Below are 15573 nucleotides of genomic sequence, written 5' to 3' on the forward strand. Positions count from 1 at the left end.
GCTGGTCAGGGTGTTTCCAGCCGGGGAACCTTCGGTGGAGTGGTACTGCAGGCCCCCTCGTCGCCGTAGCTGACCAGGTAGGCAACAGACTTGCCCTGGAACTCCGGGTGGGTGCTGCGGAACTCTTCGAAGAAGTCCTCTTCGGTGTTGATGGCCTCTTCAGCAGCTTCCTGGAGGTCAAGGGCCTCGCCGATGCGGCGGATGTTCTCGTCCCAATCGTTCTGGGTGTTGAACACGGTGCCGGCTTCGCCTTCCTCACCAAGGACCGGCGCGATGGTGCTCATCTCGTCGTAGTAGTCCGTCAGATCCATGCCCAGGGCGATGATGAGGTCTGGCTCTGCTGCGGCGATCTGCTCAGAGGGGAACGGGTTGTCCGGAGTGGCGGTGAAGACTTCGGGGATCTCGTTATTCATCGCGTCGGTGATCCACGGGTGCTGCTCACCATCGGGCTCACGAGCGATGTACGGGGTCACGCCCATCGACACGAGGATCTCAGTGTCATCCTGAGACATGGTCACAGCCGCGATCTTCTTCGGCTGCTCCTCCAGAGTGGTGGTGCCCCACGGCGACTCGAGCTCGTACGGGTAGGAGGTGGTGCCTTCGCCGGCCGGGACGAGATCGTCAGTGCCGGCGGCGCTCTCGACGTTGTTGTGCTCACCGTTGTGGTTGTTGCCCTCGTCGCTGCTGCAGCCGGACAACACCAGCAAAGCGGAGGTAGCGACAGCTGCCGAAGCAACCAACTTCTTACGTACGGTGATTCTCATCGAGAGACCCTTTCTGTTCGACAGGCACCTGATGTGGGCCTTAACGTCACAGATGATTCCGCCAAGGCAAGCCTAAGGCAAGCAGTTTTTCTAAACGTTTCCTATACACCCCCGGCGTGCCAGTACCTCGCGTAGCGTCCGCCCAGTTCGAGCAGGTCGGCGTGGGTGCCTTCTTCCACGATGCGCCCGGCATCGACGACCACGATCCGGTCGGCGACGGCCGCCTGACTCAGCCGGTGCACCACGGTCAACGCGGTTCTGCCTGCGGTTACCTCTTGCGCAGCCCGGTCCAGGATGTTGCTATCTGCACTTCCGCTTTCCGACGCCGCCTCATCCAACACCACCCACCCCGGATTTCGGAGCACAGCCCTGGCCAGGGCGATCTGCTGGCGTTGGACATCGGTGAGGTCGGGGTTGATCGGGCGTCTAGGGCCCAGTCCGGTCCTGCTGCCCCGACTCGAGCAAGGGCGGCACGGAGCTCTTCGTCGGTGGCCTCTGGCGCGGCGATCCGGAGATCCTCCGCAAGAGTGCCCGCAAAAATGTGATTCTCCTGGGAGACAAGCACTGCCTCTGGAACGGCGACGGTGCCGGAGTCCGGGGTGAGATGGCCCGACAGCACGGTGGCGAGGGTGCTTTTGCCCGCACCACTGGCACCGACGACGGCCACGTGTTCGCCCGGCGCGATGTCCAAGTCGATGCCGTCGAGAGCAGTGACCGGGCCGAAGGAGTGCCGCAGTCCCCGAACCTGGACCGAGTCGGTAGTCGAGGGCTCTCGCGGTGATTCGGTCGGCTCTTCCAACAGGCCGACCAATCGCGCCAGGGAGGCGGCTGCCTTCTGGAGGTCGTCGATACCGGCGAGCACCGCCCCCATCGGATCGAAGAGATTCATGAACAGCAGGGCCGCTGCGGTCACCCCACCGATGCTGGCAGAGCCGTTCTGGACCAGGAAGTAGCCGATCACAAGGATCACCGACAGGCCAGCGAGTTCGGCGAGGTTCAGCCGTCCCCAGAATTTCACTGCCAATCGGGTGGTTCGGCGGACCAGGTCCGCAGCGAGGCGAGCAGTGACGTCGATGCGCGATTGCGCCCGATCGGTGTCTCCGAAGGCAGTGAGTGTCGGCAGGGCATCGAGGGATTCTAGGACCTGCTGGGATCTGATGCCTTCGACTTCCCGGGAGCGTCGATACACCGGCTGGGTGTGCTTGAGGTGAATACGCAGAGCCAGCAGCTGCATCGGCAATACGACAAGCGCGGTGAGCATAAGCACTGGGTTGACCGCACCGATGCCGATGAGGGCAGCGAGGATCGCGAACGCTGCGGCGACAACGCGGGGCAGCACTGAAGAGACGGTGTCACCAATGATTGCGACATCGCCAGAGACTCGGGAGACGATCTCACCGCGACCGGCTGCCTCAACACGGGCCTGGGGAATCTTGAGGACATGGACGACGAGGCGTTGCCTCAGGTCCGCGAGCATGCGGGCACCAGCGGTCGCCACCGAAGTGAAGGACAGCCCGCCGAGGAGACCTTGCGCCAGAGCCACGAGACCATCGCGCCGAGCAGCCAGGCCACCGGGCCATTGTCAGTCACGGCGTCGACGATCCGACCAAGGATGAGCGGCCCAGCGATACTCGCTAGAGACCCTAGGATGACCAGTCCCACCGCGATGGCGAAGCCGGTCCAGTGTCGACGGATCAGAACAACGAGGGCTTTCCACGTCTCTCGTGAACTGGCGGTTGTCAGTGCGGTGCTCATACGGTCACGACCTTCGTGCAGATGTTCAGCAGAATGGGACTGCGAGTGATCAAGACGGTGGTCCGGCCCTTCCGAGCGTCAGCGATTCCAGCGGCAATGGCGGTCTCTGTGACGGTGTCGACGGAGGAAGTCGGCTCGTGCAGGATCAGGACCTCGCTCCCCCACTTGCCGTTCCCAACCTTCCGGCCCCAACAGATCGGATAGTGCGGCGGCCTCGGTCAACTGGTCAATCCGGGTGCGCTCGCCGTCGGGCCAGATATTGTCCGCCAGGGAGCCGTCGATGAGAACCGCATTGTGCGGAACGCTCATTCCCGCCATCGTCTGAGAGAGCTCTCTGCCTCTGTCGGTGATGACCCCGAGGATGTGGTGGGGTTCGGGGGTGAGGGGGACGCATGGAAGCATGGTTTTCTCCTCGTCCTCTTCAAATAGCTTCTGGACGCGATCGCGCGACGCGCGCACCCGCGCGAACTCCGCGCCCATGTAGCCCAGACCTGCCACCGGCCACTGGAGGAATTGCGCCACTCCGATGACGGTGACGAGCTGTCCGATGGTGATGCCGGCGCGCACCGAAAGGAACACCAGCGCTGCCAGGAAGAGCCCGGTGAGCGTGGCGGTGACGCCGTGAACTGCACCTGCAGCGCGTGCGGCACCGATGGAGGCACGGAGGTTCGTTTGGTTGGCGACTTCGGCGCGGTGGAGTGCCTCGTCTTCCACGCCGAGGCCGCGGACGGTTCGCAGACCAGAAAGGATGTCGGTGACCGTGGCGGAGGATTGGGCGAGCGCCTCTTGTTCCACGCTGGTGCGCTTCTCCAGTGGGGCGCTGGCCTTGTGCACGGTGAATACGAGCACGGGCACGAGCACCAACACCGCCAGGCCCAGTGGAACGTTGATGAGCAACAGGCCGACCGACGTCAGAGCGATGACGACCACGTAGGACACAGCGCCACCTGCGACCCTTGCGATCGAGGAGGCCGAACTGACGTCATTGGTCAGCGTGGAGAGGGTCTTCCCTGGGCGCGCATCGGCTCGAGTCGCGGGACTGAGGACTTTCGCCAGGAGAGTGCGCCGAGTCCGGTAGTCCGTATCGGCGTACATGTTCGTGGAAGCGATCTCCGCGGTGCGCCACGAGCCGATGAGGACGATGAAGACTGCGATCAAGGCCGCGATGCCGAGGATGAGTCCGGTCGCGTCTGATGGGCCGATCGCCCGGTCGATCACGATTCCCACTACGAAAGGCACTGCTGCCTCGCACAATTGGTGCCCGGAGAAGCCGAGCGCCGCCGGCAAGAGGGTGCGTTTGTTGCGTGTCACCTGCAACGAAGAAGTCGAAGACATGGCGTGTTAGCTTATGCTGGCCTACATTCGGCAACAATGTGACAGGAGGACAGACAGTGTCGCACAGCGGACAGGTCCGAGTCTTCACCAACCGATTCACCCTCACCGAGGACTGCCGGTGGGACAGTCATTCGCATCCTGATCTCCACGAAATGGTGTGGGGCTGCCGGGGCGCGTTGACGGTCACCACCGACACCGGCTTCTTCGCGGTGCCTGCCGCGCTCGGATTGTGGATCCCGGCGGGCGTCTCCCACCGAGTTCAGGCCGCCGCGGGCACAGCGTTTAAGTGCACGTTCATCTCCACGTGCATTGACGATCTGCCTCCCGACGCCAACCGCGTCCACGGCGTCCTCGTCCCACCGGTGGTCTCCGCCCTTCTGGAGCGGTTGAGCCAACCTCCTTGGCTTCCCGACGCCTCCCGCCTCCCAGCCGAAAGCCTCGCCCTGAGGTTGTTGGAACCCACTCAATTCATGACGGTAGATCTGCCAATGCCTACTGACTCCAGGGCTAGTCGAGTCGCCCACGCTCTCGTGGCGGATCCCTCCGACGGTCGCAGTGCGGAGGAATGGGGCCGCGCAGTTGGTGCCAGCGCGCGAACGTGACACCGGTTGTTCGCCTCTTCAACTGGCCTGAGTTTCACCGAATGGCGAACACGCGCGCGGATGCGCCGGGCCGTTGAGGAACTGGCCGCTGGAGTTCCGGTCAGCAACGTCAGCCGACGGATCGGCTACTCCTCCCCCAGTGCATTCGTCCAAGCATTCCGGAGGGAGAACGGCACAACTCCTGGTGAGTTCGCGGCTATGCGGCGGGGGTTGGTGGAGGTGAGGGCGTCGTAAAGCGAATCTTTTAGGTGAACCTAACCCAGTGTCCTGCCCGCAACACTGATTGACGTTCCGGCGACACCGTGAGCCACGCGCCGCCCCTACTGTTCATCGAGTTCAGACCGCAGGGCACGCGCCCGTTCACCAGAAAAGACTCACATGCGACACTCCACAGTTGCCGGTTTCATGGCCATCGCGGCCGGGCTCGTGCTCACCTCCTGTTCATCCGCAGATGCCTCGGCGTCCAACGCCCCTACCGACGAAATCGTGACCCCCGCCGGCACCACCATAGAGATGCCCGACGACCCGCAGGCAGCCCTCGGCTTCTACACCACCGACGTGGATATCCTCACCACACTGGGCGTTCCACTGTCACAGAGCCAGCCGATCCGCGACGAGTACACCGCGTTTCCGGAGTTCTTCGACCAGTCCAAGCTCGAGGGCCTGGACGCGTTCCACAACTACCCGGAGTACAACTTCGAGGGCGTCGCTAACGCTAACCCGGACTTCATCCTCAACGGCCTGGGCTACGGACATCGCCCCGACGTATACCTACAACGCCTTCGACGGCGCCGACTGGCGCGACTCAGTATCGAAGGCCGCGGCGGACCTTGGGCGCGAGGACCAGTGGCAGGAATGGGAAGAGGAGTACCAGGCACGTGTCGATGAGGTTCGGGCTCGCCTGGATGAGGAAGGCATCGACCCGGTCGTCGCGTCGATCTCATTCTGGAACGACAAGGTAAATATCGGCTGCACCGGTGTACCGTGTTTGGTCTTCGCGGACCTGGGGCTGAAGATCGCTCCGCAGGCGAACGCCACTGAAGACGGTCTGCAGGATGGAGAAGCCCCAGAATTGAGCGTCGAAGAACTAGGAACGCTAGAGGGCATCGACGTGGTCTTCGACTCCGCTGACGAGGACGGCGTCATGTCTCTTAATGAGGAACAACTGACCCGGAACCCCCTGTGGCAGAACCTGCCTTTCGTAAAGGACGACCAGATTTACGCGTACAACATGGAGATGCAGTACGGTTCCCCCAGCGGTCAGATGGCCTTCCTTGAGGTCGTAGAGAAACCACTGCTGGGCGGGAACTGATGAATGGCGGGCCGCTACCTGCGCTTACTGCATTACTGGGCATAGAGGACCTGCAATACTATTGAGGTCAATAGTTTCCTGGAGTTTCGGTTCCATTCCCACTGAGCCCTGACGAGGAGGTCCCCATGCCCGACGCCTCCGGCACTTCCTCCATGAAACACGCACTCACCCATCCTGCAGTGTGGGTCTACGTGGCGTTTTCCCTCGTGACAATGGTCATCCTGCAGACAGCGATGATCCTGCAGTCGACACCAGTGGCCGCAATCGCCTTCGCCGTCTATGCAGTGACGCATTGCGCCCGAGATCGAATCGTCCTCATCCGCGACAGTGTCGCTCACCTAGCGGGACTGGGGCTAGCGCTAAGCACCGTGATCAACATCCTGGTGGCACTGATCGTCGGTGAGGTGGCCGAGCGGATCCTTCTGGGACGCGGCGATGATTTCATGGACGCCGCCTTGATCACCGGCATCGCCGCGATCCTCGGAGTGCTGTACGCACTGTTCAGCGCACTCGTTGGAGCCTTCAATGTGTGGGGCTTGATGACGTTCCGGAAGCGCTTCGGACCCGACTCCCCATGGAAGCCGCTGATGATCACGGCTGTGGTCTCTACCGGGATCGGCATCATGGCATTCGTAACGTACAACCTGATCTGGCACGCGGGACACGACCTATACCTAGTCGGAGTCTGGCTCGTGATGCTCGCGATCCGACTCGGCGGGGACTTTGCGGTGTCCCGGACCGTCTAGCGCGGGTGGAACTGCTCGCTTGTGCCTGTCTGAAGACTGCGGGCGCTAAACCCCGTCATGGTGCACCCCGTCATCGGAGGAATTCCCGGATCTTCGACCTGGGGAAATGCGACACTCAGTCCTCCCATGACGGGGTGCACCAATGCGGGGTCGACTTTTCGACCGGGTAGTCCGACTGCCCGGCCCTGACTCGAGGGACTACTGGTCGACGAAGTACGCGCCGATCGGCTCGCCCTGCGTGGTGATCAGACGATCCGAGCCGGAGATGGTGAACCCGGCGTCGCCGTTTGTGCATTCAAGGGTCGCCTCGTCGACGGCAGCACACGTCGTGCCGTTCAGGCTGACCTGTTGTCCGGCCATCAGGCTGGCCGGGGCAGCCGGGATTCCCTCGAACAGGGTGTAGTCCACTCCGTCGGAACCGACGAAGACCGCACCAGGTCGGCTTGGGTCCAGCGGCGGGACCTGGATATCGGGGACGTCGTCAGGCGCAGTACCGATGCAGATCACGCCTTCCTCGCCGAGTGCACACTCGCCAACGGTGCCGTCGGTCTCGTACTTGAAGACGTACCCGGTAGGCGCAACGAAGGTCTCAATGTCGACCTCCTCGTACTCCGACTCCGAGGCTTCAGACGTGGTGTTTCCGTCAGAGTCGGCGACCGTTTCAGAGTCGGTGGAGGTCTCTGCGGTGGTTTCGACCTCGGTGACGGTGTTGTTATTGCCGTCGGTTCCACATCCCACCAGGAATCCGACGACGGCCAAGGCGCTGATCGACCCGAGTATCTGTGCTCGGCTGCGTGTGCTCATAGCGATAACTTTCCCACATCCGACCCCTAGTTAACAGAGTTGATGCAGCGGAATCGGTGAAATGGCCATGTTTCTGGGCGGCCCGATGACCGCCGAGATCCCTTACGGAGCGACGCCGACCCGACCGGAGTCCGGAAGATCGCACACTGCGGCCAGCCCTAGCTCTGCGGATCGAGCTGCTGTCGGCATTGAGCACGTCCAATCTCCGAGTTCTTGAAAGTTTGTGTTTCCACCATCAATATTCACTGGAGTGTTGAGGTATTTCTCCATAATTAGGCGCCCTTCGGCGCAGTTGACTTCACCGTCTACGACCGTCACCTCATTGCCGTCCAAACCTCGTTTACGTACTGCTGCGCGTTATCGCGTTGGTGCAGAGAAGGTATCGACAACCTCTCCCTGAAGAAGGATGTCGACCTTCACCAGATCAGCGTTCTGCTCGCCGGCTTCCTCATAGTTCAGCGAGGCGTAGCCCTTGGTACGAGACTTCAGCAGGTCGAAAAAGTCGAAGATGATCTCCCCCATGGGCATCTTGTACCGCAGTTCGACGCGATCCTCAGAGAGGTAGTCCATGCCCCCCATCTCACCGCGCTTCTGCTGGCACAGTTCCATAGTTCCGCCGATGAACTCAGACGGAACGATGATGGTGCACTTGACCATCGGCTCCCAGATCTCCCTAGGCTTTCCGTCCGGCCAGTCAGCAGGGTTAGAGACGCGCTTCTCTGTGCCGTCTTCAGAGACAACGCGATAGACCACGTTCGGTGCCGTAGAGATCAGATCAAGGTCGAACTCACGCTCCAGACGCATTCGGGTGATCTCCATGTGGAGAAGACCAAGGAAGCCTCCACGGAAACCGAAGCCTAGGGCGACAGAGGTCTCGGGTTCGAAGGTGAGGGAAGCGTCGTTGAGCTGGAGCTTTTCCAGCGCGTCGCGAAGGTCCGGGTAGTCCTCCTGGCTCATCGGGAAGAGCCCGGAGTAGACCATCGGGGTCGGGTCTGCATAACCCGGCAGAGCATCCACTGCTCAGTTCTTAGCTGAGGTGACGGTGTCACCGACCTTTGACTGGCGGACATCCTTCACACCAGTGATGAGGTAGCCGACCTCGCCGACGGAGAGTCCGTCGCACTTCTGAGGCTTCGGGGATACCACACCAATCTCAGGATCTCGTGTTTGGTGCCAGTCGACATCATCTGGACCTACTCGCGCGGGGTGAGCTTGCCGTCGACGACTCGGATGTAGGTGACCACGCCACGGTAGGTGTCGTAGACGGAGTCGAAGATCATCGCACGGGCAGGAGCAACAGGTTCAACATCGGGCGAGGAGTTGATGACCCATCCCTGCTGCTGGTGCCGTACTAACTTTCCGACTTTCGAGGCGGTCAAAAAAACACGGAATCTCGATGTCTAAAATCATTTCGGAGCCAGTAGTGAATTGGTGCACTTCTACTAACGACAGGACTGATCGCCAATGGTCGCAGCCCAAGAAATGAATCTTCAGGACATTCTGGAGGGGACAAAGCAGTACATCGTTCCGCTCTACCAACGTCCATACCAGTGGGGAAAGCAGCAGCTTGAGGCTCTCTGGAACGACATTGTAGAGCTCACTGAGGATCGAGCAGACGGCGCACGCAGCAGCCACTTCATCGGCTCGCTGGTTCTGGCTCCGCCACCTGCAGCCGTTGCTGGGGGCGTCGCTACCCACTTAGTGGTTGACGGACAGCAGAGACTGACGACGCTAACGCTCCTTCTCGCCGCCATCCGCGACCACCGCGATGAAGTCGAGCCAGAAGACCACGCCGGTGAAGAAATCCAGAACCGGTTCTTGGTCAACAGTTATAAGAAGGGCGCTCAGCACATCAAACTAGTTCCCACCCAAGCCGATCGCGCGGCATATCAGGCCGTGATCAACCGTTTCCCTGACTCTGGCGGATCCGACTCCATTGGTGAGGCTTACCGCTTCTTCCGCACGAAGCTCGCGCACATCGACGATCCGGACGACCCCGACGACATGGCGGCGATCCAGGAGGCGGTCGTTGAAGGACTATCTCTTGTTTCTATCAGCACCCATCCGGAGGATAACGCCCACCGAATCTTCCAGTCGCTCAACAACACAGGGTTGAAGCTCACTCAAGGCGATCTACTACGCAATTACATATTCATGCGATTGCCGGAATCCGGAGATGACGCCTACGACCGTTATTGGAAACCTCTTCAGGCTCGACTAGAGAATGACCAGATCGAATCACTCTTCTGGGTCGATATCGCCTCATCAAAACCACTTGCGAAGATGAGCGATACTTTCGTCCTTCAGCAACGGCGGATGGATGCGCTCACCGGCGAGGAGGCGATCCTTGAGGAGCTCGCACGCTTTACAAAACTGGCTGAACTCTACGAATTGATTCTGAACCCGCAGTTGGAAAAGGATCAAAGCGTCCGGCACAGACTGCAGCGGTTGCGTGATTGGTACGTCAACACCACCCATCCGATCCTCCTCAACCTACTAGCCAAGCGAGATGACGGAAGTATCTCAAGTAAGGAGCTCGCCAGCACGATCCTCGTCCTCGAGGCCTTCATCATCCGTCGCTTCCTCACAGGTCGACCGACTCAGGGTTTGAATCGCACATTCCGTGAGGCTGCAGGAATCTTTGAAGGAGTTGACGACACTGCAGAACACCTACAGCGATGGCTCTCAACCGGTCGAAAGCACTACGCCGGGGACGATCAACTTCGTGAGGCAATCAAGGAGCAGCCCTACTACCTCAACGGCAAGCAGGCGCACCGACCGCTGTTCCTCCGCTGGTTAGAGGAAGAGTTCGACTCCCGAGAGCCGATCGATACGACCTCATTGTCGATCGAGCACGTCATGCCGCAGACTCTGAGCCCCGAATGGAAACACACGCTGAAGGAACGACACCCAGATCAATCTCTCGAAGACCTGCATTCGGCCAAGAAGCATGTGCTCGGAAACCTGACGTTGACTGGTTACAACTCGAAGCTCAGTAACCGAGGGTTCGACTGGAAACGTGAAGAGATGAGCCGTTCGGGTCTTCGGCTCAGCGCAGGCGTCGTCGAAAATGATTCATGGGGCCCCGATGAGATCGATGCGCGTGCCGACGCCTTGGCTGACCTAATCTGTGCCGCATGGCCCGGTCCGGTGACAACCGAAACTGAAACCACATCCTCAGCACCGGTCGTAGTTCAGGACCCAAAGTGGCAGAAGCTACGGGAAGTACTCCTCGCTATTCCGAGCGGGAGATGGACCAGCTTCGGAGAAGTCGGAACGATCGTTGGCGCCGGAGCACGGCGGGTCGTCAACCACCTCTCGGAAGAAAAAGTGCCAAATGCGCATCGGGTGCTCTACCGCAGTGGGGAAGCTTCGGACTCCTTGCAGTGGCACGACCAGCAGGAGACTCGATCGCTTCAAGAAGTTCTCAAGCTGGAGGGCGTCGAGTTCAGCAGTAGAGGAAAGGCTGTGGACAAGCAGTTCATCTCCGCTGAGGAGCTGAGCGCACTACTGGACCCGGAGATCGAAACCGCGATACTGGTTGACTAGCTTTCGTCCTACTTCACCTGAATGAACCGCTCTGCCTTCTTCGGAGCAGCTGCTCGGTTCTCCAGGTTCCGCCGAGGGTTCCGCTCATCTGGGCGTTTACCCTGGGGTTGGCCTGCGATCCTGTACGTGGTGATATGGGCTTGATCGACGGACATGCCGCGCTTTTCGATGAGGAACCTTCGAAGCGTTCCCGCATCCCGGTACTCTCCCGCTGCCCACACAATCGTGGACGGCCTCAGAGTAGAAAGGGTGACGTCGCAAGCGAATCACTTGTAACCGGGATTTGGGGTAAATGTCCTTTGTCCGCATCGATTCCAATTACGTCGACTTCAACTTTTGGAGGCAGAGCGTCAAGCGTTGCGGCTTCTGCGGGTAGCGCTGAGTTATCGGCAATCATCAGCGGGTGGTCGCTGATCGGTGCCAGCCAGGCTTCGCTCGCTCCTCGCCAAATCCCTTCGTCGCCCGGCTGCGCCGACGTCGACCAGGTAGATGCGAGCCCATCTAGATGCTTTACGACTTCCAACTCCACACCACTCTCGCCAACTCTCCGCATCGAATAGCTACGAACTTGAGGCATGCGAAATGGTGTAGATCTTTTTAGTCGCCTGAAGTGAGTCAAATACGATCGCCAGAACGTCGCGATGGGCGGAAGCGCAGTCGGCCCGTCTGCTCAGTATGGCGCCTCAGGTGGATAATAGTGCCAATTCTCTTCTTCGAAGCCCAAGGTAACCCCAGACTTCGACTGACCTCGCTGATGTTTCAGCTACTCTTCATCCGTACTAAGCGCAGCCACAAACGCCTCCTGCGGCACCGACACCGTGCCGATGTTCTTCATCCGCTTCTTACCGGCCTTCTGCTTCTCCAGCAGCTTGCGCTTACGAGAGATATCGCCGCCGTAGCACTTAGATAGAACGTCCTTACGGAGTGCACGGATGTTCTCGCGGGCGATGATCTTCGAACCGATTGCAGCCTGAACTGGGACTTCGAACTGCTGACGAGGGATCAGTTCCTTGAGCTTCTTGGTCATCTTGTTGCCATACCACTGCGCATTGTCGCGGTGGACGATGGCAGAGAAGGCATCAACGACCTCTCCCTGAAGAAGGATGTCGACCTTCACCAGATCAGCGTTCTGCTCGCCGGCTTCCTCATAGTTGAGGGAGGCGTAGCCCTTAGTGCGGGACTTCAGCAGGTCGAAGAAGTCGAAGATGATCTCGCCCATGGGCATCTTGTAACGCAGTTCGACGCGATCCTCAGAGAGGTAGTCCATGCCACCCATTTCGCCACGCTTCTGCTGGCACAATTCCATCGTTCCGCCGATGAATTCCGACGGGACGATGATGGTGCACTTGACCATCGGCTCCCAGATCTCGCGCGGCTTTCCGTCCGGCCAATCTGCTGGGTTAGAAACGCGCTTCTCTGCGCCGTCTTCTGCAACGACCCGGTAGACCACGTTCGGAGCGGTCGAGATCAGATCAAGGTCGAATTCGCGCTCAAGGCGCATTCGGGTGATCTCCATGTGGAGAAGTCCAAGGAAGCCCCCACGGAAACCGAAGCCGAGGGCGACGGAGGTCTCAGGCTCAAAGGTGAGAGAGGCGTCGTTGAGCTGCAGCTTTTCCAGCGCGTCGCGAAGGTCCGGGTAGTCCTCCTGGCTCATCGGGAAGAGCCCGGAGTAGACCATTGGAGTCGGATCCGCGTAACCCGGCAGAGCTTCCTCGGCGCCGTTCTTTGCGGCGGTCACGGTATCTCCAACCTTTGACTGGCGGACATCCTTCACGCCGGTGATGAGGTAGCCGACCTCACCTACCGACAGTCCGTCGCACTTCTGCGGCTTCGGGGAGACGACACCGATCTCAAGGATCTCGTGCTTGGTGCCGGTCGACATCATCTGGACCTGCTCGCGCGGGGTGAGCTTGCCGTCGACGACACGGATGTAAGTGACCACGCCGCGGTAGGTGTCGTAGACAGAGTCGAAGATCATGGCTCGGGCAGGAGCCTCAGAGTCGCCGACCGGTGCAGGAACGAGCTCGCAGACGCGGTCCAGAAGTGCGGGGACGCCTTCGCCGGTCTTACCGGAGACGCGAAGCACGTCCTCCGGCTCACAGCCGACGAGGTTTGCCAGTTCCAGGGAGTACTTCTCAGGATCTGCGGCCGGCAGGTCGATCTTGTTGAGGACCGGGATAATCTCAAGTTCGTTCTCCATCGCCAGGTAGAGGTTGGCGAGGGTCTGGGCTTCGATGCCTTGGGCGGCGTCGACAAGCAAGATGACGCCTTCACATGCCTCCAGTGCACGGGAGACCTCATAGCTGAAGTCGACGTGACCGGGAGTATCGATCAGGTGGAGGACAATCTCTTCGCCTTCGTGTTCACCGGACTTCGGCACCCACGGCAGCCGGACGTTCTGAGCCTTGATCGTGATGCCACGCTCGCGCTCAATGTCCATGTTGTCCAGGTACTGGTCCCGCATGTCGCGGTCCTCGATCACGCCGGACATCTGCAGGATGCGATCCGCCAACGTCGACTTACCGTGGTCGATGTGGGCGATGATGCAAAAGTTCCTGATCTGCTTGGGATCGGTGAACGTCTTGGCCGCGAAGTTCTTGGTCACGTAGGAGCCACTTTCATGGCATGAGCGCGTTGATCCAGGCGGTCAGCCGGTCACGCGGGCGCTTTGGTTCGGCCCGGGCACGCATCATGCAGTCGTAGAGCGAATACAGTCCCATCAAGGATAGCCGGTCAGCACCTGCGGATGGCAGTTGTATAAGAGGACTCTGCTGGACCTGCCGAGAATACGATCGCCGATGTGTCTGAACTGTGCGAACTAGACAATGACCATTCGTGCCAGCGCTCGATCCGAATTCCTCGGGCCGACCGCACAGATTCCAATCTGCGGACCGAGCACAGGTAGTGGGCTGCTAACCGCGGGACGACCGGTGATTCCAGCGAGACACGTGAGCTGGAAGGTGCTGGCGCGGGCCTGCTCGATGACCTCTCCCCCAAGTCCCGCGCTCTCTCGGTCGGGTGCGACAGAGGACGCCGAGGGCAGAATCAACACGGCATCACCGATCGCGTCGTTGATGGCCTCTCGCGCCTGATCGAGGATGACGTCGGCGGCAGCGACATCTTCCTCGGTGTATTCCTGAGCAGTCTCGAAGCGTGAGCGAACATCCGGATTCAGAGAGTCCCAGTTCTCCTCGATCCATTCACCATTGGCCTGCCACGCCTCCCAGCCCTGCCGAGTCTGGAATGCCTTTACCCAATCAGGGAGGACAGTTGTATCGAAGGGGATTTCGTCGATGGTGAGGTCGCCCGGAAGTGAATCGATTGCCTCCTGGACGGCAGCGGCGACTTCGGGGTCGGCGATGTCGAGAAGTTCACGGGAGTAGACGACTCGGGTGAGATCCATCGTCTCGGGGAGGTCAGGCTCGAGGACGTCGGCGACCTCGTAGAGGACTTCCTGTGATTCAGTCAGCCAGCCGACGGTGTCGAAAGAGGGTGCCAGCGGGATGAGACCGTCGACAGGTACTGCGCCGTGAGTCGTCCTGATGCCGAACAATCCCTGGTAGGAGGCCGGAACTCGGATCGAACCGCCGGTGTCGGTGCCAAGGCCGATTGTCGCTTCCCCCAGCGCAACTGCTGCGCCCGAGCCGGATGACGAGCCGCCCGGAATCCGATCCGGTGCCTTCGGGTTCGGCGGTGCGCCGTAGTGACCGTTGGTGCCGGCGAGGCTATAGGCGAACTCATCGGTGCGGGCGATACCTCCGATGGAAGCGCCTGCACCGAGCAAAGAGGCCACCGCGGCCGCCGATACCGTCTCGGGCTGGGCGGACTCCAGCCACACCTCATTGCCGGCACCGATCACTTGGCCTTCGACGGCGAATAGGTCCTTCACCGCAACGGTCTGCCCGTCGAGGACTCCTGAACCGGTCGGCTCCACCAGTGGGTTGCTGTATTCGCGCCAGACGGTCGAGTCGAAATTGTCGCCGTCCGGGGTCTCGGTGGTCGCCGAGGCGGTGTTGTTTGCGGCGTTGTTCTCCGTGTCACCGCAGGCGGCTAGCGCTAACGCACCGGCTGCGGACGCTCCGGAAAACAACAGAAACTTTCTACGGGACAGGGCAACCATTGCGACCTCCACTTAAGACTTTTATGACGTCTCAAGTTTCGGCGACAGAAGAGTCCCACCCGTGAAAACGGTGTTTATATCGCGTTTCTCAGCAGATCTGCTGAGCCAAAAGAACTACTTCTTTTTCTTCAGGCGGTAGTACACCTGCCGGCGGACGGTTGCGACGGTGTCACCGGACTCGTCCTTCACCTCAACCTCGAACCAGTGCAGGTACTTCTCGCCGCCCGCGGTCTTCTCGCGGATGAGGTCGTAGGTGGCGTCGTCGATGCGCATGTCGGCGGTGATCCGGCCGCGGCCGGGCTTAGTGAACTTCACCTCTGCCGCGGTGTCCCACACGTTGTAGTCCCGACCAAGGCGGGTCATCGACGCGAGCATGTAGAACGGGTCGGTCATCGACTGGATCGAGCCGCCGAAGGCAGTGCCCACCGCGTTCATCGTCAGCTTGTTGGGCCTGTGCGTAGTCACGACGCGCGAGCCATCATCAGCGAAGACCTTCACCTTCACTCCGGCACCCAGGAACGGCGGCCAAAGAGACATGAATTTTTGCAGCTGGCGAGCGGTGAATTTCATGGTGGGCCTTTGAGGT

At 60.4% G+C, this 15573-nt stretch carries 16 protein-coding genes and 1 pseudogene; 5 read left to right on the forward strand and 12 right to left on the reverse strand.

Annotated features, from left to right (window positions below; translation table 11 throughout):
- Positions 1-5: 5 nt before the first annotated feature.
- The 5 genes from YWU_RS0101400 to YWU_RS0101410 form a co-directional block, all read right to left on the reverse strand.
- Positions 6-764 (reverse strand): ABC transporter substrate-binding protein, encoded by a 759-nt coding sequence (locus tag YWU_RS0101400; RefSeq protein WP_027019070.1) that lies wholly within the window; start codon positions 762-764, stop codon positions 6-8.
- A 101-nt stretch (positions 765-865) separates the two neighbouring features.
- Complete coding sequence (locus YWU_RS18040) at positions 866-1015, reverse strand: hypothetical protein (RefSeq protein WP_156892658.1); 150 nt, start codon at positions 1013-1015, stop codon at positions 866-868.
- A gap of 17 nt (positions 1016-1032) precedes the next feature.
- Positions 1033-2307 (reverse strand): ABC transporter transmembrane domain-containing protein, encoded by a 1275-nt coding sequence (locus YWU_RS14470; RefSeq protein WP_084141510.1) that lies wholly within the window; start codon positions 2305-2307, stop codon positions 1033-1035.
- Entirely contained in the window at positions 2226-2519 is a 294-nt protein-coding gene (locus YWU_RS18045; RefSeq protein ID WP_051259874.1) for an ABC transporter ATP-binding protein, read from the reverse strand. The genes YWU_RS14470 and YWU_RS18045 overlap by 82 nt, the downstream gene beginning before the upstream one ends.
- 78 nt (positions 2520-2597) lie before the next feature.
- The gene (locus YWU_RS0101410) at positions 2598-3854 is read right to left on the reverse strand and encodes an ABC transporter transmembrane domain-containing protein (protein WP_027019071.1); all 1257 of its coding nucleotides are present in this window, start codon (positions 3852-3854) and stop codon (positions 2598-2600) included.
- 56 nt (positions 3855-3910) lie between these two features.
- Between YWU_RS0101410 and YWU_RS14475 the strand changes: the two genes are divergently transcribed.
- The 4 genes from YWU_RS14475 (at position 3911) to YWU_RS0101425 (ending at position 6514) form a co-directional block, all read left to right on the forward strand.
- On the forward strand, positions 3911-4456 hold the full coding sequence (locus YWU_RS14475; protein ID WP_051259875.1) for a cupin domain-containing protein: 546 nt from the start codon (positions 3911-3913) through the stop codon (positions 4454-4456).
- A 6-nt stretch (positions 4457-4462) separates the two neighbouring features.
- Positions 4463-4690: a helix-turn-helix domain-containing protein gene (locus tag YWU_RS17780; RefSeq protein WP_084141513.1), complete on the forward strand. Its 228-nt coding sequence runs from the start codon at positions 4463-4465 to the stop codon at positions 4688-4690.
- Positions 4691-5210: 520 nt separating this feature from the next.
- Entirely contained in the window at positions 5211-5768 is a 558-nt protein-coding gene (locus YWU_RS17785; protein ID WP_240484031.1) for an ABC transporter substrate-binding protein, read from the forward strand.
- 125 nt (positions 5769-5893) lie between these two features.
- Positions 5894-6514 (forward strand): hypothetical protein, encoded by a 621-nt coding sequence (locus YWU_RS0101425; RefSeq protein WP_027019072.1) that lies wholly within the window; start codon positions 5894-5896, stop codon positions 6512-6514.
- Between the two features lie 198 nt (positions 6515-6712).
- Here the strand turns inward: YWU_RS0101425 and YWU_RS0101430 are convergent, their stop codons facing one another.
- The 3 genes and pseudogenes from YWU_RS0101430 to YWU_RS14485 all read right to left on the reverse strand — a co-directional run.
- Positions 6713-7318, reverse strand: coding sequence for a hypothetical protein (locus YWU_RS0101430; protein ID WP_027019073.1), 606 nt, complete (start codon positions 7316-7318; stop codon positions 6713-6715).
- A 102-nt stretch (positions 7319-7420) separates the two neighbouring features.
- A complete protein-coding gene (locus YWU_RS18050; protein ID WP_156892660.1) occupies positions 7421-7651 on the reverse strand; it encodes a hypothetical protein in 231 nt (76 codons plus the stop codon).
- Positions 7652-7687: 36 nt separating this feature from the next.
- A pseudogene (locus YWU_RS14485) lies at positions 7688-8613 on the reverse strand (EF-Tu/IF-2/RF-3 family GTPase); the annotation flags it as partial.
- A 169-nt stretch (positions 8614-8782) separates the two neighbouring features.
- Between YWU_RS14485 and YWU_RS14490 the strand changes: the two are divergent.
- A complete protein-coding gene (locus tag YWU_RS14490; protein ID WP_051259878.1) occupies positions 8783-10867 on the forward strand; it encodes a DUF262 domain-containing protein in 2085 nt (694 codons plus the stop codon).
- A 235-nt stretch (positions 10868-11102) separates the two neighbouring features.
- Here YWU_RS14490 and YWU_RS18870 read toward each other — a convergent pair whose 3' ends face one another.
- The 4 genes from YWU_RS18870 to YWU_RS0101470 form a co-directional block, all read right to left on the reverse strand.
- Positions 11103-11444 (reverse strand): siderophore-interacting protein, encoded by a 342-nt coding sequence (locus tag YWU_RS18870; protein ID WP_084141516.1) that lies wholly within the window; start codon positions 11442-11444, stop codon positions 11103-11105.
- Between the two features lie 186 nt (positions 11445-11630).
- On the reverse strand, positions 11631-13472 hold the full coding sequence (lepA, locus tag YWU_RS0101460) for a translation elongation factor 4 (RefSeq protein WP_027019077.1): 1842 nt from the start codon (positions 13470-13472) through the stop codon (positions 11631-11633).
- A gap of 213 nt (positions 13473-13685) precedes the next feature.
- Positions 13686-14987, reverse strand: coding sequence for an amidase family protein (locus YWU_RS14495; protein WP_034646663.1), 1302 nt, complete (start codon positions 14985-14987; stop codon positions 13686-13688).
- A gap of 114 nt (positions 14988-15101) precedes the next feature.
- Positions 15102-15557, reverse strand: a complete 456-nt coding sequence (locus YWU_RS0101470; protein ID WP_027019078.1) for a DUF4442 domain-containing protein — start codon at positions 15555-15557, stop codon at positions 15102-15104.
- Positions 15558-15573: the final 16 nt, after the last annotated feature.

The sequence above is a fragment of the Corynebacterium sputi DSM 45148 genome (assembly GCF_000427865.1).
In the GTDB taxonomy this organism is placed as follows: Bacteria; Actinomycetota; Actinomycetes; order Mycobacteriales; family Mycobacteriaceae; genus Corynebacterium; species Corynebacterium sputi.